The following is a 22,508-nucleotide window of genomic DNA, read 5'->3' on the forward strand; positions in this document are numbered from 1 at the left end:
ACGCGAGACGTCGTAAAAGTTTTAACGAGGAGAACCCGATGACCCGCAAGTTCAACATTATTCTGTCGACGACCGCTCTCGCTGCCACGCTCTCGCTTGGCACCATCGCAAGCGCCGCAGATGGCGTGACTCAGGGCGGCTCGTCCGAGAACGGCCAGTACGGCTTGATCGACTACAAGATGCAGATCGTTCCGAACGACCAGACCTCCAACGGCACCGAGCCGGCGGTCAACGTTACCTCGGGCAGCGATGTCGGTAACACCGCTGGTGTCGCAGACGAAAAAGTCGGCGCTGCCATGACCGACCAGACCTCCAGCGGCGAAGAGTCGATCCCCGCTGAGAACCAGCTGAACAAAGATGCTGGCATCGTCGGCAACAAGGTCCAGACCGGCGTTAACGATGCCGTCGTGTCCTCGGACGGCGCTGCGGTCGGTACGATCGAGAAAGTCATGAACATGGGCGACAGCGACGAAGTCTATGTCCGCACCGACGAGACGCTCGACACGACCGTTTCGATGTTCAAGATCACCGTTCCGGCCTCCGAAGTCGGCTCGGGCAAGCTGATGCTGAATGCGAGCCTGTCGGACATTCTCTCGACGCTCGAAAAGCAGCAAGATCAGAAGTCGTAATCTAACGATCTTCGCTAGGAGACCCTTTGCGGCGCGCACGGATCCTCCCCTCCGTGCGCGCCGTTTTTGCATGTCCGGCGACGTGCGCGCTTCGTTCCCCCCTTTCCCCTTCGTATTGGTTCAAATATCCCGGGGGTGCGGGGGCTGGCCCCCGAGATGGAACGACGTGATAGAACGTCGAAGACGCGAGGCGGCCCCCGCTGCCCTTGCGCGAGGCGACAGGAGAGACCCATGATCCCGGTGCAGGGCTTTGACGGACAGAAAGTGGCGGTGCTCGGGCTCGGGCGCTCGGGGCTGGCGACGGCGGCCGCGCTGCGCGCAGGCGGGGCCGAGCCGCTGTGCTGGGACGACAGCCCCGAAGGCCGCGCCCGCGCCGAGGAAGCGGGCTATAGCTGCCGCGACCTGACGCGCCACGGCGCTTTCGAGGAGGTCGCGGCCCTGATCGTCTCTCCCGGCATTCCGCATCTCTATCCCAAGCCCAACCAGGTGATTTCGGCAGCGATGGAGGCGGGCGTGCCCGTCGATAACGATATCGGCCTGTTCTTCGCCTCCTGGGCCACCGATGACTTCATGCGCTACGATCAGGCCCCGCGCACGATCTGCGTCACAGGCTCGAACGGGAAATCCACGACGACGGCGCTGATCCATCACATTCTGGAAGAGGCCGGGCGCCCGACGCAGATGGCGGGCAATATCGGGCGCGGCGTGCTCGATCTGGAGCCTGCCGAGAATGGCGAGGTCGTGGTGCTGGAGCTGTCCTCCTATCAGACCGATCTGGCGCGCGCGCTGACGCCGGACATCGCGGTCTTCACCAATCTCTCGCCCGACCATCTCGACCGCCACGCGGGCATGGGCGGCTATTTCGCGGCCAAGCGTCGTCTTTTCGCGGAAGGAGGCCCGGATCGCGCGGTGATCGGCGTCGATGAGCCCGAGGGCGTCTATCTCGCCAATCAGATCATGATGGGTCGCAACGATGACCGGCTGATCCGGGTGTCCTCCGCGCGCAAGCTGGGCGACTGGGGCTGGTCGGTCTACGCGCGCAAAGGGTTCCTCAGCGAATGGCGCAAGGGCAAGCAGGTGGCCTCGATCGACCTGCGTGATGTCACGGGGCTCCCCGGTGCGCATAACCACCAGAACGCCTGCGCGGCCTATGCTGCCGTGCGCGCGCTGGGGATTGCGCCACGCGTGATCGAACAGGCGTTCCATTCTTTCGCCGGGCTTCCGCATCGCAGCCAGACCGTCGCCGAGAAGCGTGGGGTGCGCTGGGTCAACGACTCCAAGGCGACCAACACCGACAGCGCCGCGAAGGCGCTCGAAGCCTTCCCGAACATCCGCTGGATCGCGGGCGGTCTGGGCAAGGAGGGCGGGGTGGCCTCGCTGTCCGAACATCTTGGCGCGGTGAAGAAGGCCTATTTCATCGGCCATTCCGCGCGCGATTTCGCGCTGGAACTGGCGGTCGAGCATGAGATTTGCGAGACGATGGAAGCCGCCGTCGCCGCCTGCGCCCGCGATGCCGAAGAGGGCGATACGGTCCTGCTGGCGCCTGCAGCGGCCAGCTTCGACCAATATCCGAATTTCGAGAAACGCGGCGATCACTTCGCGCAGCTCGTGGACGCGCTGCCCGGCTGAGGTTTGGGCGTCCAAGCCGTCCGCTCTCACATCTCGCGAAAACGGCAGTCCCGCTTCGGGGCTGCCGAAGATTCCGGTGCCTCTGTCACCGAAACCGTGCGCGGCCTGTAGCTCGAACGGTGTAGCGTCCTGAACGGCATCGTTCCGCCGCACGCGTCAAACCTCCGAAACAAGACGAAAATCGCGCGCCTCAAGCCGAGTCGCGAGAGCGGCGCTGCTGGGTGATCGCTCCTCCAAACGGCGTATCTGGCGTCCAGATTTCGGCATCGCTGCCAAGAAATACAACTCTTGATTGTTATTTCGCGACGTTGAACCGATGCCGCGACGTCAAAACGCTCGCAATCTGAATCTTGGCTGCCCGGCTCAACAGGGGACACGGGGCCAGATTTTAACGCCGGGGTGGGCCGGCATTTCAGAAACGGAGAAAGACCATGAAACTGTTCAAACTCGCTTCGCTGCGTCGTCTGAAGAAGGACGAAGAGGGCGTCACCGTCGTCGAATACGGCATCGCGCTGGCGGTGGCCGTGGGCATCGGCTCGGCGATCTATACGACGCTCGGTACCGCGGTGCACGGGGAAATGCTGTCTGGCGCCCAAATCATGGATTCGACGGCAACCGGCGCCTACGGCAACTGATGCCGCGTCTTTCGCTCAGGGCGACCGTCACCGCGTTGCCCTGGGCCACTCAACTCATTTCATGAAACGGAGAGCGCCATGCGTATCGCATCTTTGCTGACCTTCACTGCAGGACTCGCCGTGGCAGGTGGCTCGGCTTACCTGGCGCGCGATTTCTTCGAGGCGAAATACAAACGCGACCTTGCCGCCGAGCGCGAAGGCCTCGTCGAGGTCCTTGCCGCTGCACAGAACATTCCCTTCGGCCAGACCATCGAGGCGCAGAAGCTGACCTCGATCTCTTGGCCGAAAGAGGCGCTGCCGCCGGGTGTCTTCACTGATTATGCAGCCCTCCTGCCCGAAACGGGCGGAGAGCCGCGCCGCGCCCGCGCCGAGATCGCGCAGGGCGAGCTGATCCTCGCCTCCAAGGTCTCGAATTACGGTGAGAAGGTCACAATCGTTCAGACCCTCGGCCCGAACAGCCGCGCCATGGCGATCGAGGTCAACGCCACGAGCGGCGTCGGCGGCTTCGTGACGCCGGGCGACCGCGTCGACGTGATGATGACCCGCGGCAAGAACGAGTCGCTCAAGACCGTGACGATCCTTCAGGACGTTCGCGTCATCGGGGTCGATCAGGAAGCCGATGAGAAGGTGAAAACCCCCGGCGTGGCGCGCACTGTCACCGTCGAGGTCTCGCCCGATCAGGGCCAACGCCTCGCGCTGGCGCAGAAGGCGGGAACGCTCAGCCTGACGCTCCGCACGCTCGACGAGGCCGAGAGCGATCCGCTGCCCTCGATCGGGTTGGCGGATATTCTCAGCGAGCGGTCTGCGAACAAGCTCGAACCCACGCCCGTGCGCACGGTGACGATCCGGCGCGGCACGGAAGTGACCCAAACGACGATCAAGTGAGGCTCGGGGTCGATGGGGCGCATCCAGAACAGCATCCGGCGTTTCGCCCGAGAGGAAGACGGGACGATCCTCGTCTTCTTCGGGATGAGCCTCGTGGTGGTGCTCGGTCTGGTCGCGCTCTCCTTCGATCTGGGCCGGCTCGGCAGCACCCGCTCGGAGCTGCAATCCTTCGCGGATTCGGTGGCGCTGGCGGCTGCGGGCGAACTTGACGGTAATTCCGACGCGATCACCCGCGCCGATGCGGCTGCACAGCTCATCGTCGACAGCCAGACTTTCGCGACTGGCTCGCAGGTGCTGGGAGCTGCGAACGATGTGACCCTGACCTATCTCAGCGCACTGCCGGACAGCGATAGCGACGCGACAAACGCAGTGACCACCGATCCCGCGAAGGCCGCCTTCGTGCGGGTCGATGTCGATGAGCGTGAGGTTCAGGGCGTCTTCGCCGCCGCTTTCACGACGATGGGCGGGTATGACGCGTTCGACGGCTCGGCCACGGCTCAGGCGGTCGCGGGGCTCGAAATTCTCGCCTGCGATGTCACGCCCTTGATGTTCTGCGTGCCGCCCGGCTTCGATGCCGAGAAGGATGTCGGACAGATGATCCTGCTGCGCTCGGGCGGGGGCGGCGATGCCGCTTGGGGGCCCGGCGATTTCGGGTTCCTCGATCCGAACGGCGCGAAAATCGATGATGAGGGGCCTTGCGCGAAGAAATCCGGCGCGCAGCTCGACGCCTGCCTGCTCGGCGCCGTCAGCAAGATCACCCAATGCTTCAACCAGCGTGGCGTCGATCTCGAACCGGGCCAGAAGGAAGGGCGCAACGCGGCGATCTTCAACGTGCGCTTCGACATGTATCAGTCGATCATGAACGGGCTCAGCAACGATCCCGATTACGCGCCCGCGCCGAATGTCATCAAGGGGATCGTCGCCGCCAATCCGAGCGGGAAGGATGGCACCACGTCGAATGGCGGCGGAAAAAACACCTGCATAAAGGAAAATGAAGAGCTTTCGCCCGATACGGTCGGCCTGCCGCGTGACGATTGCTTCCTGGAGGGGGCCGCTGAGCCCTGCGGTCGCTTCGGCGATGGTGACTGGTCGCAAGGCCGCATCACCTACATGCAGAAGAATTATGGCATCGACATCACGGCGGAGGGTGCCACGGATCCTTTCGCGGATGCGGACACCCGCTATGACCTCTATCTTGCCGAGATCGCGGCTGCGGCTGGCGGCGACATCCTCTCGGGACGCGCCGAGACGGGCCTGCCGAGCTGCGCGCCCGCTGCCGCCCCCAATGCCGACCGACGCGTGCTGATCGTTGCGGGCATCGATTGCAGCGCGGAGACGGGTACCGTGATCAAGGGCGCGGCGACGAATGTGCCGGTGAAGGAATTCGTCAAAGTCTTCCTGACCGAACCGGTGGGCGAGGACGGATCGAGCCCGCCGACGATGGATATCTGGGGCGAAGTGATCGGGTCCGCCAGCAATGGCGACCAAGAGGAGCTGGGCACGGGCGGCATGGTCCGCGACGTCGTCCAGCTTTACCGGTGAGCGCGATGCGGTGGTTTCGCGCATATCGCCTCCGCTCCCCGCGCCGGATCTGGCGCGACGATGAGGGCGCGCAGCTGGTGGAATTCGCGCTGGTGCTTCCGCTGATGCTCATCCTTTTCGCGGCGATCATCGAGAGCGGGCGGATGTTTCTTGCCTATCAGACGGTGATCGGAGGGGTGCGCGATGCAAGCCGCTACCTCGCCCGGATCACCCCGCGCAGCATCTGTGAAACCGGCGGCAGCGTCGATGATCAGGCGGCGACGCTCGCGAATATCGTCGGCAACGCGATCACCGGCGGCAGCGTTCTGGGGGGCGGGATCACCGTCACGACGGTAGTGCCGAGCCTCGATTGCATCGAAGGCAGCTATCGTTTCGGCGATGCGCCGATCGTCGAAGTGGCGGCGAATGTCACGATCACCTTCCCCTTCGCCGGTCTCTTCACCCTCATCACACCCACGACGCTCGGCACCGTCACCACGACGATCGCCGACCAGAACCGGGTCTTCGGCTCATGACCGGGCCTCTCGCATATCACGCGCGCGCACTGCGCCGCTTCCTGCGCGACGAGGAGGGGGCGACCCTTGTCGAGTTCACGCTGGTCTTCGGCCTCTACCTTCTGGTGTTCTTCGGGCTTCTCGATTTCGGGCGTCTGGCCTTTCACTATGTGAATATGCAGCGTGGGTTGCAGGTCGCGGCGCGAGTGGCAGCGGTGCGTCCGGCGGCATGTGCCGGCGTGCCGGAGACGAATGAGCGCGGCGTGACGCCGAAAGACGAGACCGAGCCGCAATTCGGTACGAATTGCAGCGCCAAGAGCTGGGTCTGCGCGGCGCCCGCCACGGTGAGCTGCTCGGGCGCGACGACGAATGCGACCGTGGCCGAGATCTGGCCGATCGTCGCCCCGGCGCTGCCCAATGGCTCGACCGCGGCGAACCTGTCCTTCAGCTATTCCTACGATTCCGAGCTTGGATTTCTCGGCGGGCCCTATGTGCCGATGGTCACCGTCGAATTGCAGAATGTGAGCTTCCAGTTCGCGACGCCGCTGGGCGCGCTGGTGGGGCTCGTGACCGGCACTGCCGATGAAAATCTTGATGCAGATATCGCCTTCCCGAGCATGAGCACGTCGATGCCGGGCGAGGATCTCGCGCAGGGCGCGGGAAGCTAAAGCAAGGGGAGACATGAAATGACCCGTAGAACCAAACCGATATTCCTGGTGCCCGAGCCGAGCGCGCGCGACCTTGCCGCGCCCGCCAAGCGCCGGCTGACCTTTTCCGCCGAGGCCGAGCGCCTGACACACGCGCGGGCGCCCGACGAGGAGGGGCAGGTGATCGCGGTCGCGCGCAGCCGCGGCGGGATCGGGGCCACGATGCTGGCGGTGAATCTCGCCCATCAACTGGCCGCCCAAGGGGTGAAGAAAGGCCAGGCACCGCGCCGCGTCGGGCTGATCGACCTCGATCTGCAATTCGGCATGGTCGCGGGTTTCCTCGATCTCGACCCGAGCCCGGCGCTCTACGACATGGCGCGCAGCGGGGCGGTGCCGGACGAGACCTTCCTCGATCAGTCGCTCCAGCATACGAAAGACGGGCTGGAAGTACTTTGCGCCCCCGCCGCTTTCGCGCCGCTCGGGGCGCTCGGGGCCGATCAGGTCACCGAACTCATCACCCTGATGCAGGCGCGCTGCGATTACGTCGTCGTCGATCTGCCGCATGCGCTGATCGATTGGGTCTCGCCGGTGCTGGCGCGCGCGTCCCTGATGTATCTGGTGACAGATCTCGCGGTGCCCTCGCTGCAGCAGGCCCGCCGCCTGATCGACGCCTATCACGAGGAGAACCTCGCGCTGGAGATCGAGGTGGTCGTGAACCATCAAAGCCGTCCGCTGATGCGCTCGCGGGTGCAGCAGGAGGCGGCGAAGGCGCTCGATCGCGATCTGAGCCACTGGCTGCCCGACGACCCGCGCGCCGCCAAGGAGGCTGCCGATCGCGGCGTGCCTCTTGCGCGGATCGGGCGGCGCTCTGCGCTGTCGAAAGCGATTGCCGGTCTGGCGAAGGGGCGGCTCGCACAGAGCGCGGCCCGGACGAATTGAGGGGGAGCACGAGATGTTTCGCAATTTCACGGATCGCGGGTCGAAACCGACCGAGACCGAAAAGGTGATCCCGCTCGGCAAACCCTACGCGGGCAGCCCGCCGAAAGACGCGCGCGAGATGGCCGCACAGCAGGTTACGCCCAAACCGCCTGCGGCGGAGGTCTACGAAGAGGCGCAGCGGCGTGCGCTGGAACTGAAAAGCCGCCTGCATGACGCGCTTCTGGACCGGCTGAACCTGTCGATGCTCGACAAGGTCGTGCCTGAGGAGCTGCGCCGCGAAGTGGCTGCGCTGGTGAGCGAAGAGCTGCGCGACGCGAAAACCCCGCTGCGCGCGGAGGAATTCAAGACGCTGGTCGACGAGCTTCTCAACGAGGTCCTGGGGCTCGGCCCGCTGGAGCCGCTGCTGGCCGACCCGTCGATCAACGACATTCTCGTCAATGGCTGCAACCGTGTCTTCGTCGAGCGTCACGGCGTCCTCGAGCGCACGGCGGTACGCTTCCGCGACGAGCGCCACCTGCTGCGGATCATCGACAAGATCGTCTCGCGGGTGGGGCGCCGGATCGACGAGAGCAACCCTTGGGTCGATGCGCGGCTCGAAGACGGCAGCCGCGTGAACGCGATCATCCGGCCCTGTGCGATTGACGGGCCGAGCCTGTCGATTCGTAAATTCGCGCGCCAACCCTACACGATGGAGCGGCTTGTCGAGACCGGGATGATGACGGGGGCTGCGTCGCGGTTCCTGCACGGGCTGGTGCATGCCCGCAAGAATATCCTGATCTCGGGCGGCACCGGCTCGGGCAAGACGACGCTTCTGAACGCGATCTCGGCCGCCATCGACCCGCGCACGCGGATCGTGACGATCGAGGACGCCGCCGAATTGCAGCTGCAACAGGAGCATGTTGTGCGGTTGGAAACCCGCGCGTCCAATCCGAACGGGCAGGGCGCGGTGATCCAGCGCGATCTGGTGAAGAACGCGCTGCGGATGCGTCCCGACCGGATCATCGTCGGCGAGGTGCGCGGCTCGGAAGCCTTCGACATGCTGCAGGCGATGAACACGGGCCATGACGGCTCGATGACCACGGTCCACGCCAATTCCGCGCGCGACGCTCTGGGGCGGATCGAGCAGATGGTGACGATGATCGGCCTCGACATGCCGCTCAACGCGATCCGCTCGCAGATCGCCTCCGGACTCGACATCGTCGTGCAGATCGCGCGCATGTCCGACGGTCGCCGCCGGGTGCTCTCGATCTCCGAGATCACCGGGCAGGAAGGCAATATCGTGATGATGCAGGACATCTTCACCTTCCGCAAAACCGGCACCTCTGCCGATGGCGTGATCGAGGGCGAGTTCACCGCGACCGGCCTGCGTCCGCGCTGCCTCGAAGACCTGATCGCGGCAGGCGTCGCGGTCGATCCGTCCGATTTCAAGATGCGGGGGAACTGAGCCATGTGGGAGATCATCGAAAAGGACCTCGCCGCCTATGTCGCCTATAGCGGCATCGCGCTTGGCGTTCTGCTGGCGCTGACGGGCGGCCTGCACCTGCTCAACCGCACCGAGACCAGCGGTGAGGCCAAGAGCCGCCGGATGAAGATGATCGCGAAGGGGCGCGACACCGAGGAGATGCTCGCGCTGCTCAAGCCCAACCCGCGCAAGGGCTGGATTGCCCGGCTGCCGAAGCGGTTCGATCTGCCGCGCCTGCTGCATCGCGCGGGCTTCCGGATCGGGCCGGACAAGTTCCTGCTGATCTGCGCGGCACTTGCGATCGGGAGCTTCGTGCTGGCGCTTGCTCCGCTCGGCCCGCTGCGGGCGGCCTCTGCGGCTGTGACGATCGGGCTGGTGCTGCCCTTCATGATCCTGCGCTCGCGGGCGACGCAACGGATGAAAGTGCTGACGAGCCAGCTGCCCGACGCGCTCGACATGCTCGCGCGAGGTCTGAAGATCGGCCATCCGCTGAACATGTCGATCGGTGCCGTGGCCGAGGAGATGCCCGATCCGATCGGCACCGAATTCGGCATCATCTTCGATCAGGTGACCTATGGCGAAGACCTGCCCGACGCGGTGCTGGAATTCGCCGAGCGGGTGGGGCTGGAAGACGCCGACTATCTCGCGGCCAGCATCGGTATCCAGCACGGTACGGGCGGCGATCTCGCCCGCGTGCTCGAAGTGCTGGCGGCGACGACGCGGGGCCGGATCTCGATGCGGCGCAAGATCCGCGCGATCTCGGCGGAGGGGCGCGCCTCAGCGTGGTTCCTGACCGCGCTGCCGTTCATCATGTTCGGCTTCACTTCGCTGATTTCGCCGAATTACTACGGCGAAGTCGCCGATCACCCGATGTTCCGCACGATGGCGATCATCGTCGTGACGCTGATCATCCTGAATGCCGTGGTGCTGCGCCGTCTGGTGCAGTTCCGGATCTGAGCCGGGGAGAGAGACCATGTTGATGACACGGATCGAGGATTTCGCGCTTCGGATGGGCATCGCGCCCGAGACGCTTCTGGCCGCCGGGATCGGCTTCGGCCTGCTGCTGCTGATCGTCGGGCTTCAGGCCGCCTTCCAGCGCGACCGCGCCGCCGAGCGCATCGCGGCCATCGGCGGACCGAAGACGGGAGGGCGCGCCGAGCACGGCTATCTCAAGGCGCCGGAGGCACGTCCGGGCCAGATCCTGAAGGCCTTCGTGCCCGCCGACCGCCAGACCCGCTCCAAGCTGGAACGCAAACTTGCGCAGGCCGGGCTGTCCGGGGCCAGCGCATTGCGCCGCTTCACCCTGGTCCGGATCGCGCTGGGGATCGGCCTGCCGGGCATTTTCATGGGGCTTCTGTTTGCCGCGCGCAGCCCCGAAATAGGCCTGCCGATGGGGCTGGATGCCCGTCTCGGCAGCCTGAGCGGCATGGCGACCTATCAGATCCTGACCGGGCTCGTCGCAGGCGGCTATCTGCTGCCGCTTATGTGGCTCAACAGCCGGATGCGCGAGCGGCGGCTGCGGATCGAAGAGAGCTTCCCGAACGCGCTCGATCTGATGCAGGTCGCGATCGAGAGCGGCATGGGGTTCGATGCGGCGATGACCCGCGTGGGCAACGAGCTTGCGGAGACGTCGCCGGAGATTTCCTTCGAGTTCCTCTCGGTGCAGCGCCAGGTTCAGGCCGGGCGCGAGCGCGAGGCGGCACTGCGCGACATGGCCGACCGGACCGGGGTCGAGACCGTGCGCGCCTTCGCCAATGTCGCGAGCCAGTCGCTGCGCTTCGGAGCCTCGATGGCGCAGGCGTTGACCACCTATGCCGCCGATCTGCGCGGTATCCGCGAGATGCGGGCCCAGGAAAAGGCCAATCGCCTGCCGGTGCAGATGTCCGGAGTTCTGGCCTCGCTGATGCTCCCGGCGCTGATCCTGATCGCCGTTGGCCCGGTGGTGATTCGCTATTTCGTGAATTACGCCCAGTAAATCGAATCGTTTCCAAATGCGCACTTTTCCCAAGACATTGTTTACGGACAATTTTTTAGGCCAAAATCTCGATTTAAATGCCGAATATGCAACCTTTGATTGCGGAGCGCATCAATCGAATCATCCACAGGGGGCTGTGGATATAGTCCAAATGGCTAGCTTAGGAATTAACGCATTTAGGGGTTACGCTTAGAGATGGTCTACGCGCTGTCACGCACATAAGTGGGCCACATATAATAGTTTCTGGGGATGGTGGGGACCATGCGGGACTATGGGACAGCCGGGGCTTCGCCCGGGCAAGAGCGCGCTATCGAAGCGGGCATGATTGGGGCCGTTGCACAGTGGTGTGAGTGTCTGCACGGGACGAACCCGCTGCGCATGGCGTTGAGATATCTGACCGACAGTATCGGGGCCGAGGCCGTCATTTTGGCGCGCTATCCGCGGGATGCGGGCGCATCGGCACGGGCGTTGGTCCATGACAGGGCGCGATCCGGCTGCCGGATCCCGCTGGAGCAAAGCTTCGCAGGCGATCTGCTGGGCGATTATCTCGACAAGGCCAAACGGGGCTCGACCTGGTATCGCTCGATGCAGGACGAGGACGTGCCGCAGGCGGTCGCCTCGGCACTGGCCCGGCGCAACCTCGTCGAAATGGTCGTCATTCCGCTCGAGATCAGCGATCGCTGGGTCGATACGCTCGAGCTGCATTTCACCGAGAAGCTGCGCCAGTATCAGCAAGCGGTGCTGACCACGCTCGGCGATACGCTGAGCCGCACCTGGCACAACCGCGCGCGGGGCATGTTCACCGAGACCTTGCTGAAATCCGCCGCCAAACAGGCCGCGCCGCTCATCGGCTCGCCGATCCTGAGCGCGGATAACCCGGCGCGTCTGAGCCGTTCGGAATATCGCGTCTGCCTGCTGCTGCGCCACGGTCAGTCGCCCGATCAGATGCTTGCGGAGCTGGGGATCAAGGAATCCACCTTGCGCACCCATCTGAGCAATCTCTACGCCAAGACCGGCGCGCGCAATCTGGCGGAACTGACCTTCCAGCTTGTCTCCGAACTGCCCTTCGAGCTCGCCGGCGCCAGAGCCGGACGGGTCGCATGACCGGGCAGCTCCTGCCGCTGGCGGCGCTGGCCCCGATATTGATCTGGGTCGCGCTCAGCGATCTGCGCGAGATGCGCATCCCGAACAAGATCGTGCTGATCACGCTTGGCTTCTTTGCGCTCTGCGCCCCGTTTCTGGGTCTGCACGAGCTGAGCCTGCGCCTCGCCGCAGGCGCGATCACCTTCTTGGTCGGCTACGTCTTTTTCGTGCTGCGCGCCTTCGGGGGAGGGGACGTGAAATTCCTCGCGGCCCTGATGCTATTCGTGCCCTCTGCGGCGATGGGGGAGTTTTTGATCGCCTTTTCCGTCGCGCTTTTTGCGGGCTCGGCGCTGACGATGGGGCTGCAAAGCGCGCCGGTGGCGACGCGGCTTGGGCCCCGCTTGGGTTGGAAAAGTTGTTACGCACGGGGAAAGCTCCCGATGGGCGTCTCGATCGCGCTTGCGGGTCTGGCTTTGCCTTATCTGGTCGGCGGGTAGGCCCCGCCAAGGGAGGACCTATGTCACGCAAGATTTGGACCAAACCGCTCGGAGTGGTCGCTCTGGCTTTGTGCACGGTCAGCGCGCCGCTCCTCGCGGACGAAACGAAACCCGACGTCACCGAACGCGCGCAGGCGCTCGTCTGGGGTTCTGGCGATATGAAGCCCGATCCACAGGCCGGGCTCTCGATGTTGGAGGACGCCGCGGCGCAAGGCGATCCCGAAGCAGCTTTGGCCGCAGGTGACCTGCTCCTCTGGGGCGGTCCTGTCGCTGCGGATCGTGATCGCGCCGTAGGCTATCTCGAACAGGCGGTCGAAGCGGGCAGCTGGGATGCGCACCGTCTGTTGGGCAAGCAGCTGATCGGCGGCTGGGCTTTGCCACGCGACACTGCGCGCGGGGTCGACCTGCTTGAGACGCAGATCGCAAAGGGCGATGCGAAAGCGGCGCTGATCTTGGGCGAGGCCTATCTCTACGGAACGGGACTGCCGCGCGATTATGCCAAGGCGCGCGACCTGTTCGAGACCGCAGCAGAGGCGGGCGACGCGACCGGATTGTGGAAATACGGCGAGACGCTGATGTGGTCGCAGCGCGATCCGAAGACAGCGCAGGCGTTTCTCGAACGCGCTGGCGCGGCGGGTGTCGATGGCGCTTATGCGACGCTGGCCGAGGGCGCGATGTATGGCTATCTCGGTGGCGGCAAAGCGTCGCGCGCGAAGTTCGACGGCTATGCCAAGGCCGCCCGAGCGGCCGGAAACGAGCGGATCGAAGTGCTCGACGCCACGCGCCGCATCTGGGGTATCTCGATGCGCGGCGATGGCAAACAGGCCGTGGCGCAACTGCGCGAGGCTGCCGAAGCGGGTAACCGGACTGCGGCACGCTACTTGGTCGGGCTCCTGCGCGACGGCAATTCCTATAACGTTCGGCGCGATCCCAAAGGGGCGGCGGACTTCCTTGACGCGCATAGCGATCTGTTCACGCCCGAAGAACGTGCGAATTACGCGATGACGATCCGTGTGGCGAGGCATCGGCACGATGCCGATTTTGCGCCGCTCGCAGGAGAGATCGCGCCCGCCCGGGCGAAGATGAATGCCGCCGAGGCCCGCGATCTGTTCAAGGCCAACCCGCGGCTCGCGGTCTATATGATCCAGAAAGACCTTGCCGATAAAGGGCTGTATCGCGGCCCGCTCGACGGGTTCGCCGGGCGCGGCACACTGCGTGCGATGGAACGCGCCTGTGGCACGATGCCGGGCGATATGGCCTGCCGTGACGGGGTTCTGGCGCCCGAGATCGTCGGCGCGATGCTGCGCGAAGGGTGGGGCTCGTAAGTGACATCGAAGGTTCTGGTTACAGGCGGCGCGGGCTTCATCGGGTCGCATTGCTGCAAGGCGCTGGCTGCGGCGGGGCACGCCCCCGTCGTCTTCGACGATCTGTCGCGCGGCCATGCCGATGCGGTGCGCTGGGGGCCTCTCGTCGAGGGCGATCTGCGCGACCGGGAACTGGTCGAGAAAACGCTCAAGGAGCACCGGATCGACGCTGTGATCCATTTCGCGGCGCTGGCCTATGTCGGCGAGAGCGTGGCCGAGCCCACCCGCTATTACGACGTCAATCTGGGCGGGATGACCGCCCTTCTGAGCGCGATGCAGGCGGTGGGGCTCGACAAGATCGTCTTCTCGTCGAGCTGCGCCACCTATGGCACGCCCGAGACGCTGCCGATCTCCGAGGACACGCCGCAGAACCCGATCAACCCCTATGGCCGCAGCAAGCTGATCTGCGAATGGATGCTGGAGGATGCCGCCGCCGCGACCGATCTGCGCTTCGCGGCCCTGCGCTATTTCAACGCGAGCGGCGCCGATCCCAGCGGCGAGATCGGCGAGCGGCATGATCCCGAGACCCATCTGATCCCGCTGGTGCTGCGCGCGGCCTCGGGGCAGGGACCGGCGGTGAAGGTCTTCGGCACAGATTATCCGACGCCCGACGGCACCTGCATCCGCGACTACATCCATGTCGACGATCTGGCCCGCGCGCATCTTCTGGCGCTCGATCACCTGCAGGGCGGCGGCGACAGCCTGAAACTGAACCTCGGCACCGGGCGGGGCGCGTCGATCCGCGAGGTGATCGCCTCGGTCGAGCGGGTGACGGGGCGCAAGGTGCCCTTCGAGGACGCCCCACGCCGCCCCGGCGATCCGGCGGAACTGGTGGCCGATCCATCGCGGGCGCGCGACGCTCTGGGCTTTAGCGCGCGTTACCGTGAACTTGACGAGATCGTGTCCCATGCCGCCCCGTGGTTCGGCCTCTGACCTCGGGTTCGTGCTCTGCCGGGGTTGAGCCTGCCGCCCAGCCATCTATCTTGCGCCTCAACGCAATTCAGGAGGCTCTCATGGCAAGCGACGCAATCGATCCGCAACTTCTCGACCGGCTGGCCGAGGTTGCCGTGCAGGTGGGTCTGAACCTGCAAGACGGTCAGGATCTGGTGCTGACCGCGCCCGTCGAGGCGCTGCCGCTGGTGCGCCGGATCGCCGCCGAAGCCTATCGCGCGGGCGCAGGCACCTTCACCCCGATCCTCAGCGATGGTCAGATCACGCTGGCCCGCTTTGAGAACGCGAAGGACGAAAGCTTCGACCGCGCGCCCGACTGGCTCTATCAGGGCATGGCGAAGGCCTATGAGGCCGGCGCGGCCCGCATGGCGATCGTCGGCGAAGACCCGATGCTGCTGTCGGAACAGGACCCGGAGAAAGTCTCGCGCGCAGGCAAGGCCAACTCCATCGCCTATAAACCGGCACTGGAGAAAATCTCGAATTTCGAGATCAACTGGTCGATCGTAAGCTACCCGACCGTGGCCTGGGCCAAGCGCGTCTTCCCCGATCTGCCGGAAGAGGAAGCCGTGGGCAAACTGGCCGACGCGATCTTCGCCGCCTCGCGCGCCGATCAACCCGATCCCGTCGCCGCATGGGAGGCGCATAACGCGGCCCTGCGCAAGCGCCGTGACTGGCTGAACGAGCAGCGCTTCTCGGCGCTGCATTTCACCGGTGGCGGCACCGATCTGACCGTGGGCCTCGCCGACGATCACGAATGGAGCGGTGGTGCCTCCGAGGCCAATAACGGCGTCGTCTGCAACCCGAATATCCCGACTGAAGAGGTCTTCACCACGCCCCATGCCGAGCGCGTCGACGGGGTCGTTCGCGCGACCAAGCCGCTGTCGCATCAAGGCAGCCTGATCGAGAATATCGAGATGCGCTTCGAGGGCGGCAAAGTGGTCGAGGCGAAGGCCAGCCGTGGCGAGGCGGTGCTGCAGAAGCTGATCGACACGGACGAGGGCGCGCGCCGTCTGGGCGAGGTCGCTCTGGTGCCGCATGGCTCGCCGATCTCGGCCTCGGGGCTGCTGTTCTTCAACACGCTCTATGACGAGAACGCGGCCTGCCATATCGCGATGGGGCAGTGCTATTCGAAATGCTTCGTCAATGGCGGTGAACTGAGCGAAGAGGAAGTCGCGGCGAAGGGCGGAAACAGCTCGATGATCCATGTCGACTGGATGATCGGCGGCCCCGAGACCGATATCGACGGCATCAAGCCCGACGGCACCCGCGTCCCGGTTTTCCGTAAGGGCGAATGGGCCTGATAGGCCGCGGAACCTGACAAAGTTTAGCGCCCGGCACGCCGATTGGTGTGTCGGGCGCTTATTTTTTGTGCGGACGTGAGGAATTCCGCCTCATCTCGCGCAGTTCGATGCACCCGGCGTAGGATGGCGCCGCTGAACGCGGGCGCTGCTTGACGGAAACGGAAACTGGGCGAACTCTGAACATACGGGTCGGGCTTGGCCGACCCTCTTGGGCAACTCGCGCACCCTTGCGCTGTGTGAAGGGCCGCCCGGCCGACGCAGGTTTTCGATCCTCCTCCCCGAAAACGCGTTCAGGCCGGGCGGTGCCCAGCCTGACAAGCAAGAATTCGAGATTTCCGCCCGCTTAGTGCCCGGTATCGAGGCTCTTCGAGATCAGTTTTTCGCGGTTCTGCGCGAGCGAGGGATGGATCAGCGCATTCTCGATCGCGGCGACCTGCGTGAAGCCGATGTTGTTGAGTTTCTTCCCGTTCGTAAACTCCGCAGCGCGCGCTTGATCGAACATGCTGAGATGCGGGTCGGCGGGCATGAAATAGGCCGGGTCGGACCCGCTCGAGCTCTTCGCGGGAGCTTGCGGGCCAAGGTCAGCGGGTGGCTGCGACGTGACACCGGCTTGCGCGATCCCGACGCCAAGGCCAAGCGCCACTGCAAGGCTGCAACCGAAAGTTACGGCGGTAAAACGGGTCGTCATAGGCAGTTTCCTCACTTTTTCTTCAGGGCCATACGGATCAGCGTTTCCTTAGCGGTCCGGTCGACATTCTGAATCAGCGCATCCTTGATCTGCACGATCTGGCGGTCAGTCAGGTTGGACAGGTCGACATTGCCGACGAGGGAATGCACGTGCTGAATCTCCAGCGCATTGAGCGGCTGCTGCTGCGCGGCGGCCAGCGACGGCAGCGCGGCGCAGGCGAGGGCGGCGATCAGGGCGATTGCTTTCATCATGAGTCTCCTCAGGGTGCTCTTCTTATCGGAAAATGCAGTTGCGCGCGCGGGGGACAAGCGTGGTCGCGCGCAAGTTTCGGTGAAGGCCGCTTGCCCTAAGCGTCAAGATGGGGATTCACATCGCGAATTCATCATGATACCGTGACAATCAACAAGCAGAGGGCAGACATAAGCTCTCGCAAAAATACGGGCAGGATTTGGGCAATGAAGGCGGGCTATCAGGGCACCTTCGTCATTTCATGGGCGCAGACGGAAATCGATGGCACTCCGGTGCCGCCGCTTGAGGTCGTGACCGTGGGGGCATGTTGGCGGTGGACAGGACAGGCGATCTGCGTGGACGGGCCCAATGATCGGCTCATCTTGCACAATGCGCGCGGCGAGGCGGAGCGGCGCACGAAAGCCGCCCGCGCGGTGCGTCGCCTGCTGGGCGAGGCCGTGGGACATCCGCGAACGCTCGACGATCCCGACGAGACCGATACGCCCAATCAAAGCTTTACCGTGACCGATGGCTATCACGCCTATGTCGTCACCCTGATCGAGCTGCCCGAAAGCGGCACGCGCATCCTGATGTTCGCCGGTCGGATGCCGCCGGTGGACAGCGATCTCTGGGTGGTCGACCGGGCGCTAGACCTGCGCCCGAAAGCGGCGCGGCAGGGGCCTGCGGGCGTCATCTGTTTTACCCCCGGCACGCTGATCGAGACCGACCGGGGCCGCCGTCCGGTCGAGGCGTTGCGCGAAGGCGACCGCGTGCTGACCCGCGATGACGGGGCGCAGCCGATCTGCTGGATCGGTCGGCGCGACATCTCGGGCGCGCGGCTTCACGCGATGCCGCATCTGCGCCCGGTGCGGATCTCGGCTGGGGCTTTCGGCATCGCCCGGCCCGATCGCGATCTGATCGTGTCGCCTCAGCACCGGATGCTGGTGCGCGGACGCGCGGCACAGGCGCTGTTCGCCGAAGACGAGGTGCTGGTGCGTGCCTGCGATCTGGTGAATGGCCGCCAGATCCGCTTCGAGGGCGCGCTGCGCGGCCTGAGATACATCCACCTGATGTTCGAACGCCATCAGGTGCTGACCGCGAACGGGCTGGAAACCGAGAGCTTCCACCCGGCCTCCACCCGGCTCGAGATGATCGGCCGCGACCAGCGCGCCGGGCTCGAGGCGCTGGTGCCCGAGGTCGAGGAAAATCCGCTCAGCTATGGGGCCTTCGCGCGCCGTGCGCTCAAGCCCTCCGAGGCCGCTATCCTGCGCCACGATCTGGCCGCCTGAACGGGCAAATCCGCTGGAAATCGCTGCAGGCTTGGGCTGTGCGTCAGATGCACGGCTTCGTGCGCATTTTGCGCCTTTTCTCTGCCCGAACGTCGCCTTAGCTTCGGGACAAAGGAGATATCAATGACCAGACCCGTCGTCGGCATCATCGGCAATAGAGGCCTGGTAGGTGACCGCTACCCCGTCCACGAAGGCGGGCAGCTCAACTCGGAAGCGGTGAGCAAGGTCTCCGATTGCATCCCGCTGCTGATCCCCGCCGATCCCGAATATGTGTCGGTTCAGGAATTGATGGAGGTTTGCGACGGCTTCCTGCTGACCGGCGGGCGGCCGAACGTCCATCCGCATGAATATGGCGAGGAACCGACCGAGAAGCACGGCACTTTCGACCGCGCCCGCGACGCGATCACACTACCGCTGGTGCGCGCCTGTGTCGAAAACGGGCAGCCCTTCCTTGGCATCTGCCGGGGCTTTCAGGAGGTCAACGTCGCGATGGGCGGCACGCTCCACCCCGAGATCCGCGAGCTTCCGGGCCGGTTGAACCACCGGATGCCGCCGGAAGGCACGCTCGAAGAAGGATTCTCCAACCGCCACATGGTCACGCTCACCCCCGGCGGCCGGTTCGCGCGTCTCTTCGGCGCGGATGAGGTCGAGACCAACACGCTGCACGGGCAGGGCGTCTGCACCGCCGGTACCCGGATTGTGATCGAAGGGCGCGCCCCCGATGGTACGCCCGAGGCGATCTATGTTAAGGACGCGCCGGGGTTTACCCTATCGGTGCAATGGCATCCCGAATGGCGTGCGGCGGAAGATCCGGTCTCGCGCCCTCTGTTTGAGGCATTCGGCGATGCGGTGCGTGCTTGGGCGCGCGGCGAACGGCCCGCCGCCTGCGTCGCCTGAGCCGCAAAGACAAAACGGAGAGACAGATGAAACGCTCGCGCGTGAACGAAATCATGGCCGCGGCCGAGGAAATGATCCAGGAATTCGGCTTCCGCCTGCCGCCCTTCGCATGGTGGAGCCCGGCCGAGTTCAAGGCGCGCCTGCCGCAGGCACAGCGCATCGTGGATGCCGCGATGGGCTGGGATATCACCGATTACGGGCAGGGCGATTTCGACAAGCTGGGCCTGTTTCTCTTTACCCTGCGCAACGGCGATCTGCGCGATCTTCAGGCGGGCCATGGCATGGCCTATGCCGAGAAGCTCCTGATCTCGCGCAAGGACCAGATCAGCCCGATGCATACCCATATCATCAAGGCCGAGGACATCATCAATCGCGGCGGCGCAGACCTCGCGATCGAGCTCTATGGCTCCGACGCGGATGGCAAATTCGACGAGAGTGCAGGCGGGCAGGTGATGTGCGACGGCGTCCCGCGCAATTACGAGCCCGGCGAGGTTCTGATCCTGCGCCCCGGCGAGAGCGTGACCCTGCGGCCCGGTGACTGGCATGCCTTCTGGGGCGAGGGCGGCGACGTTCTGATCGGCGAGGTTTCGACCGTCAACGACGACAATACCGACAATACCTTCCGCGAAGATATCGGGCGCTTCTCCGAGATCGAGGAAGACGAAGCGCCGCGCCATCTGTTGGTCAGCGACTACGACAAGTTCCTGGCTTCATAAGTATTTACTGGCTTCCTTGCGGGCGAAAGGCTTCAGCCTTTCGCCATGCTCGGCCAGCCAGGCCTGTGCGCGGGCGGGGTCTTTCTTGCTCAGCTCGCGGAGCCACCACGCGATGGCCTTCTGGATGAACCAGTCGCGATCCTCGGCCAGTTGCGCGGCCCAACCCAGAACCTCATCGCGCACCGCCTCGTCCTCGGGCTTGGGGTTGCGCTGCTTGGTCCAGGGCAGGGTGAAGACGAAGGCCGCGCGCCGCGTCCACATGTGATCCGAGCGCACCCAGTCGGCCACCTCGTCGAGCCGCGCCGGCTCGGCCTGAAGCCGTTTCGAGCCCGCCTTGGCCGCATGATCGGCAATCGCCCAGGCGTCGAATTGCGGCACCCAGCTCGCGATCAAGTCCCATGCGGCACCGTCGGGGCGCAGCCGCGCCTGCGTCAGCAGCTTGGCCGCCGCGATCCGCGCCTCGTGAATGTCGCTGTCCCAAAGCCCGCGCGCCAACTCCACGCGCCCCGGCACGTCGAGCTGGCCACGCCACAGCGCCACCATGTCCTCGATCGCGGGGACGGCAATGCCCAGATAGCGCCGCTCCGCCTTGTGATAAGCGGCCATCTCGGCGGCTTTCTCGGCATCCGCCCAGCTTTCCAGCGCGAAAAGCGCGTCTTCCAGCGTAGGCGGGGGGCCGAGCGGCGCGTCGGCGTCCTCTTCCTCGGCGAAGGCCTCATATTCCGCATCCGAGGCCGCATAGGCCTCGGCCTCGGCGCGCAGCCGGGCGTCCTCCGCCGGGTCGAGCGGCGCGTAATCCGCCGCGCGCGGCCGCGCGACGCGTTTCTTGCCCCGCTTGCGGCTCATTCGACCGTCACCGATTTGGCGAGGTTGCGCGGCTGATCCACGTCGGTGCCTTTCGCGACCGCCGTGTGATAGGCCAGCAGCTGCGCCGGAACCGCGTAAAGGATCGGCGCGAAAGGTTCCGCAATATCGGGCATTTGCAGCGTGCCCCAAGTGCCGTCCTGCGCCGCACTGACGCCCTTGGCATCGGAGACCAGCAGCACCATCCCGTGGCGCGCCATCACCTCCTGCATGTTCGAAACGGTCTTGTCGAAGAGCTTGTCATACGGCGCCATCACGATCACCGGCACTAAGCGATCGATGAGTGCGATCGGTCCGTGCTTCAACTCGCCCGAGGCATAGCCTTCGGCATGGATATAGCTGATTTCCTTGAGCTTCAGCGCCCCTTCCAGTGCCAGCGGATACATCGCGCCGCGTCCGAGGAAGAGGATGTCCTGCGCCTCGGCAAGTTGCTCGGCGAGATGCGCGATCGGCTCGGAGATCGACAGGGCCTGATTGAGCAGGCCGGGCAGGGCGCGCAGCGTATCGGCATGACTGCCCAGCGTCGGCTCGTCGGTCTCATCCCGGTCGCGGCCCGCTTTCAGCGCCATCACGGCCAGAACCAGCAGCTGCGCGGTGAACGCCTTGGTCGAGGCTACGCCGACCTCGACGCCCGCGAAGATCGGCAGCATGATGTCCGCCTCGCGCGCGATGGAGGAGGTGGGCACGTTGACCACGGCCACGGTCTTCGCAACGCGCTCGGAGCAATAGCGCAGCGCGGCCAGCGTATCGGCGGTCTCGCCGGATTGGCTGACGAAGACGGCGAGGCTGCGCTCGGACAGGGGCGGCTCGCGGTAGCGGAATTCGGAGGCCACGTCGATCTCGACCGGAATCCGGGCGAAGGTTTCGAACCAGTATTTCGCCACCGCGCAGGCATAATGCGCCGTGCCGCAAGCGATCAGGATAATCCGGTCGATGTTGGAAAAGTCCAACTCCGCAGGCAGATTCAGCCCGGTTTCGGGCAGATAATGTCGCAAAGCGTCAGCCAGCACGACGGGCTGCTCGGCGATTTCCTTCGCCATGAAGTGCTTGTAGCCACCCTTTTCGACCTGCGCCTGACCCAGATCGATGCGGCTCTCGTCGCGGTTCGCGCGGCGGCCCTCGGCGTCGAAAATCTCGGCGCCTGCGCGGGTGACGAACGCGTAATCGCCCTCTTCGAGATAGGTGATCCGGTCGGTCATCGGCGCGAGCGCAATCGCGTCCGAGCCCACGAACATCTCGCCGTCGCCATGCCCGATCGCGAGCGGCGAGCCCTTGCGCGCCGCGATCAGCAGATCGTCTTCGCCGTCGAAGAGCCATAGCAGCGCGAACGCGCCTTCGAGCTTGCCAAGCGTCGCGACGGCGGCCTCGCGCGCATCCATGCCGCGATCCATGAACATCCGCGTCAGCAGCGCGACGGTTTCGGTATCCGTCTGCGTCTCCGGGGTGATCCCGGCTTCGGCCAGCTCGGCCCGCAGCTCGCGGAAGTTCTCGATGATGCCGTTATGCACGACCGCGACGGGCCCCGAGCGATGCGGATGCGCATTGCCCTGGGTGGCAGCCCCATGGGTCGCCCAGCGGGTGTGGCCGATGCCAGACTTGCCCGGGAGGGGCTCATGCACCAGCAGATCGGACAGGTTCCAAAGCTTGCCCACGGCCCGGCGGCGGTCCAGCTTGCCTGCATTTACCGTCGCGATCCCGGCACTGTCATAGCCGCGATACTCCAATCTCTTGAGGCTCTCAACGAGCCAGGGGGAAACCTCGTGCTTCCCCAGAACGCCAATAATTCCACACAT

At 65.1% G+C, this 22,508-nt stretch carries 23 protein-coding genes; 19 read left to right on the plus strand and 4 right to left on the minus strand.

Annotated elements, in window-relative coordinates:
- Nucleotides 1–38 precede the first annotated feature (38 nt).
- From BMI89_RS06040 to BMI89_RS06115, 16 genes are all read left to right on the plus strand, one after another.
- Nucleotides 39–629: a hypothetical protein gene (locus BMI89_RS06040; protein WP_078570218.1), complete on the plus strand. Its 591-nt coding sequence runs from the start codon at nucleotides 39–41 to the stop codon at nucleotides 627–629.
- Nucleotides 630–860: 231 nt separating this feature from the next.
- Entirely contained in the window at nucleotides 861–2,258 is a 1,398-nt protein-coding gene (murD, locus tag BMI89_RS06045; RefSeq protein ID WP_078570219.1) for a UDP-N-acetylmuramoyl-L-alanine--D-glutamate ligase, read from the plus strand.
- A gap of 431 nt (nucleotides 2,259–2,689) precedes the next feature.
- Nucleotides 2,690–2,893 carry a hypothetical protein gene (locus BMI89_RS06050; RefSeq protein WP_078570220.1) on the plus strand — a complete coding sequence of 68 codons (204 nt, stop codon included), beginning with the start codon at nucleotides 2,690–2,692 and terminating at the stop codon, nucleotides 2,891–2,893.
- A gap of 78 nt (nucleotides 2,894–2,971) precedes the next feature.
- The gene (cpaB, locus tag BMI89_RS06055) at nucleotides 2,972–3,778 is read left to right on the plus strand and encodes a Flp pilus assembly protein CpaB (protein ID WP_078570221.1); all 807 of its coding nucleotides are present in this window, start codon (nucleotides 2,972–2,974) and stop codon (nucleotides 3,776–3,778) included.
- A gap of 12 nt (nucleotides 3,779–3,790) precedes the next feature.
- Nucleotides 3,791–5,320, plus strand: a complete 1,530-nt coding sequence (locus tag BMI89_RS06060; RefSeq protein ID WP_078570222.1) for a pilus assembly protein TadG-related protein — start codon at nucleotides 3,791–3,793, stop codon at nucleotides 5,318–5,320.
- Nucleotides 5,321–5,325: 5 nt separating this feature from the next.
- Nucleotides 5,326–5,835, plus strand: coding sequence for a TadE/TadG family type IV pilus assembly protein (locus BMI89_RS06065; protein WP_078570223.1), 510 nt, complete (start codon nucleotides 5,326–5,328; stop codon nucleotides 5,833–5,835).
- Nucleotides 5,832–6,482, plus strand: a complete 651-nt coding sequence (locus BMI89_RS06070; RefSeq protein WP_078570224.1) for a TadE/TadG family type IV pilus assembly protein — start codon at nucleotides 5,832–5,834, stop codon at nucleotides 6,480–6,482. Before BMI89_RS06065 ends, BMI89_RS06070 begins: the two co-directional genes overlap by 4 nt.
- A gap of 18 nt (nucleotides 6,483–6,500) precedes the next feature.
- The gene (locus tag BMI89_RS06075; protein WP_078570225.1) at nucleotides 6,501–7,400 is read left to right on the plus strand and encodes a hypothetical protein; all 900 of its coding nucleotides are present in this window, start codon (nucleotides 6,501–6,503) and stop codon (nucleotides 7,398–7,400) included.
- 13 nt (nucleotides 7,401–7,413) lie between these two features.
- Nucleotides 7,414–8,844 carry a CpaF family protein gene (locus tag BMI89_RS06080; protein ID WP_078570226.1) on the plus strand — a complete coding sequence of 477 codons (1,431 nt, stop codon included), beginning with the start codon at nucleotides 7,414–7,416 and terminating at the stop codon, nucleotides 8,842–8,844.
- Between the two features lie 3 nt (nucleotides 8,845–8,847).
- A complete protein-coding gene (locus tag BMI89_RS06085) occupies nucleotides 8,848–9,819 on the plus strand; it encodes a type II secretion system F family protein (RefSeq protein WP_078570227.1) in 972 nt (323 codons plus the stop codon).
- Nucleotides 9,820–9,835: 16 nt separating this feature from the next.
- Nucleotides 9,836–10,837, plus strand: a complete 1,002-nt coding sequence (locus BMI89_RS06090; protein ID WP_143593837.1) for a type II secretion system F family protein — start codon at nucleotides 9,836–9,838, stop codon at nucleotides 10,835–10,837.
- Nucleotides 10,838–11,215: 378 nt separating this feature from the next.
- The gene (locus tag BMI89_RS06095) at nucleotides 11,216–11,941 is read left to right on the plus strand and encodes a helix-turn-helix transcriptional regulator (RefSeq protein WP_168173942.1); all 726 of its coding nucleotides are present in this window, start codon (nucleotides 11,216–11,218) and stop codon (nucleotides 11,939–11,941) included.
- A complete protein-coding gene (locus BMI89_RS06100) occupies nucleotides 11,938–12,417 on the plus strand; it encodes a prepilin peptidase (protein WP_078570228.1) in 480 nt (159 codons plus the stop codon). Before BMI89_RS06095 ends, BMI89_RS06100 begins: the two co-directional genes overlap by 4 nt.
- A 20-nt stretch (nucleotides 12,418–12,437) precedes the next feature.
- Nucleotides 12,438–13,742, plus strand: a complete 1,305-nt coding sequence (locus BMI89_RS06105) for a tetratricopeptide repeat protein (protein WP_078570229.1) — start codon at nucleotides 12,438–12,440, stop codon at nucleotides 13,740–13,742.
- The gene (gene galE / locus BMI89_RS06110) at nucleotides 13,743–14,714 is read left to right on the plus strand and encodes a UDP-glucose 4-epimerase GalE (RefSeq protein ID WP_078570230.1); all 972 of its coding nucleotides are present in this window, start codon (nucleotides 13,743–13,745) and stop codon (nucleotides 14,712–14,714) included. It begins immediately after the preceding gene.
- Between the two features lie 80 nt (nucleotides 14,715–14,794).
- Nucleotides 14,795–16,033: an aminopeptidase gene (locus BMI89_RS06115; RefSeq protein WP_078570231.1), complete on the plus strand. Its 1,239-nt coding sequence runs from the start codon at nucleotides 14,795–14,797 to the stop codon at nucleotides 16,031–16,033.
- A gap of 343 nt (nucleotides 16,034–16,376) precedes the next feature.
- On the opposite strand, the gene BMI89_RS06120 is transcribed toward BMI89_RS06115, so the two are convergent.
- Together BMI89_RS06120 and BMI89_RS06125 are read right to left on the minus strand one after the other, a co-directional pair.
- Nucleotides 16,377–16,721: a hypothetical protein gene (locus BMI89_RS06120; RefSeq protein ID WP_078570232.1), complete on the minus strand. Its 345-nt coding sequence runs from the start codon at nucleotides 16,719–16,721 to the stop codon at nucleotides 16,377–16,379.
- A gap of 11 nt (nucleotides 16,722–16,732) precedes the next feature.
- A complete protein-coding gene (locus tag BMI89_RS06125) occupies nucleotides 16,733–16,969 on the minus strand; it encodes a hypothetical protein (protein ID WP_078570233.1) in 237 nt (78 codons plus the stop codon).
- A gap of 207 nt (nucleotides 16,970–17,176) precedes the next feature.
- Between BMI89_RS06125 and BMI89_RS06130 the strand changes: the two genes are divergently transcribed.
- The 3 genes from BMI89_RS06130 (at nucleotide 17,177) to BMI89_RS06140 (ending at nucleotide 19,851) form a co-directional block, all read left to right on the plus strand.
- The gene (locus BMI89_RS06130) at nucleotides 17,177–18,238 is read left to right on the plus strand and encodes a Hint domain-containing protein (RefSeq protein WP_078570234.1); all 1,062 of its coding nucleotides are present in this window, start codon (nucleotides 17,177–17,179) and stop codon (nucleotides 18,236–18,238) included.
- 123 nt (nucleotides 18,239–18,361) lie between these two features.
- Nucleotides 18,362–19,135, plus strand: coding sequence for a gamma-glutamyl-gamma-aminobutyrate hydrolase family protein (locus BMI89_RS06135; RefSeq protein ID WP_075774454.1), 774 nt, complete (start codon nucleotides 18,362–18,364; stop codon nucleotides 19,133–19,135).
- Between the two features lie 26 nt (nucleotides 19,136–19,161).
- Nucleotides 19,162–19,851, plus strand: a complete 690-nt coding sequence (locus BMI89_RS06140) for a D-lyxose/D-mannose family sugar isomerase (protein ID WP_078570235.1) — start codon at nucleotides 19,162–19,164, stop codon at nucleotides 19,849–19,851.
- Here the strand turns inward: BMI89_RS06140 and BMI89_RS06145 are convergent.
- Together BMI89_RS06145 and glmS are read right to left on the minus strand one after the other, a co-directional pair.
- Complete coding sequence (locus BMI89_RS06145; RefSeq protein WP_078570236.1) at nucleotides 19,846–20,697, minus strand: DNA alkylation repair protein; 852 nt, start codon at nucleotides 20,695–20,697, stop codon at nucleotides 19,846–19,848. The genes BMI89_RS06140 and BMI89_RS06145 overlap by 6 nt on opposite strands.
- Complete coding sequence (gene glmS / locus BMI89_RS06150) at nucleotides 20,694–22,508, minus strand: glutamine--fructose-6-phosphate transaminase (isomerizing) (protein WP_078570237.1); 1,815 nt, start codon at nucleotides 22,506–22,508, stop codon at nucleotides 20,694–20,696. The genes BMI89_RS06145 and glmS overlap by 4 nt, the downstream gene beginning before the upstream one ends.

Source organism: Thioclava sp. F36-7, from assembly GCF_002020075.1.
Taxonomy (GTDB): Bacteria; Pseudomonadota; Alphaproteobacteria; order Rhodobacterales; family Rhodobacteraceae; genus Thioclava; species Thioclava sediminum.

Coding starts and splice junctions, on each gene's coding strand:
- BMI89_RS06120 (WP_078570232.1), bottom strand. CDS start 16,721: ATGACGACCCGTTTTACCGCCGTAACTTTCGGTTGCAGCCTTGCAGTG.
- BMI89_RS06070 (WP_078570224.1), top strand. CDS start 5,832: ATGACCGGGCCTCTCGCATATCACGCGCGCGCACTGCGCCGCTTCCTG.
- BMI89_RS06060 (WP_078570222.1), top strand. CDS start 3,791: ATGGGGCGCATCCAGAACAGCATCCGGCGTTTCGCCCGAGAGGAAGAC.
- BMI89_RS06065 (WP_078570223.1), top strand. CDS start 5,326: ATGCGGTGGTTTCGCGCATATCGCCTCCGCTCCCCGCGCCGGATCTGG.
- BMI89_RS06095 (WP_168173942.1), top strand. CDS start 11,216: ATGGCGTTGAGATATCTGACCGACAGTATCGGGGCCGAGGCCGTCATT.
- BMI89_RS06125 (WP_078570233.1), bottom strand. CDS start 16,969: ATGAAAGCAATCGCCCTGATCGCCGCCCTCGCCTGCGCCGCGCTGCCG.
- BMI89_RS06100 (WP_078570228.1), top strand. CDS start 11,938: ATGACCGGGCAGCTCCTGCCGCTGGCGGCGCTGGCCCCGATATTGATC.
- murD (WP_078570219.1), top strand. CDS start 861: ATGATCCCGGTGCAGGGCTTTGACGGACAGAAAGTGGCGGTGCTCGGG.
- BMI89_RS06075 (WP_078570225.1), top strand. CDS start 6,501: ATGACCCGTAGAACCAAACCGATATTCCTGGTGCCCGAGCCGAGCGCG.
- BMI89_RS06105 (WP_078570229.1), top strand. CDS start 12,438: ATGTCACGCAAGATTTGGACCAAACCGCTCGGAGTGGTCGCTCTGGCT.
- BMI89_RS06080 (WP_078570226.1), top strand. CDS start 7,414: ATGTTTCGCAATTTCACGGATCGCGGGTCGAAACCGACCGAGACCGAA.
- BMI89_RS06085 (WP_078570227.1), top strand. CDS start 8,848: ATGTGGGAGATCATCGAAAAGGACCTCGCCGCCTATGTCGCCTATAGC.
- BMI89_RS06140 (WP_078570235.1), top strand. CDS start 19,162: ATGAAACGCTCGCGCGTGAACGAAATCATGGCCGCGGCCGAGGAAATG.
- BMI89_RS06115 (WP_078570231.1), top strand. CDS start 14,795: ATGGCAAGCGACGCAATCGATCCGCAACTTCTCGACCGGCTGGCCGAG.
- BMI89_RS06050 (WP_078570220.1), top strand. CDS start 2,690: ATGAAACTGTTCAAACTCGCTTCGCTGCGTCGTCTGAAGAAGGACGAA.
- glmS (WP_078570237.1), bottom strand. CDS start 22,508: ATGTGTGGAATTATTGGCGTTCTGGGGAAGCACGAGGTTTCCCCCTGG.
- BMI89_RS06130 (WP_078570234.1), top strand. CDS start 17,177: ATGAAGGCGGGCTATCAGGGCACCTTCGTCATTTCATGGGCGCAGACG.
- BMI89_RS06090 (WP_143593837.1), top strand. CDS start 9,836: ATGTTGATGACACGGATCGAGGATTTCGCGCTTCGGATGGGCATCGCG.
- BMI89_RS06145 (WP_078570236.1), bottom strand. CDS start 20,697: ATGAGCCGCAAGCGGGGCAAGAAACGCGTCGCGCGGCCGCGCGCGGCG.
- BMI89_RS06040 (WP_078570218.1), top strand. CDS start 39: ATGACCCGCAAGTTCAACATTATTCTGTCGACGACCGCTCTCGCTGCC.
- BMI89_RS06135 (WP_075774454.1), top strand. CDS start 18,362: ATGACCAGACCCGTCGTCGGCATCATCGGCAATAGAGGCCTGGTAGGT.
- cpaB (WP_078570221.1), top strand. CDS start 2,972: ATGCGTATCGCATCTTTGCTGACCTTCACTGCAGGACTCGCCGTGGCA.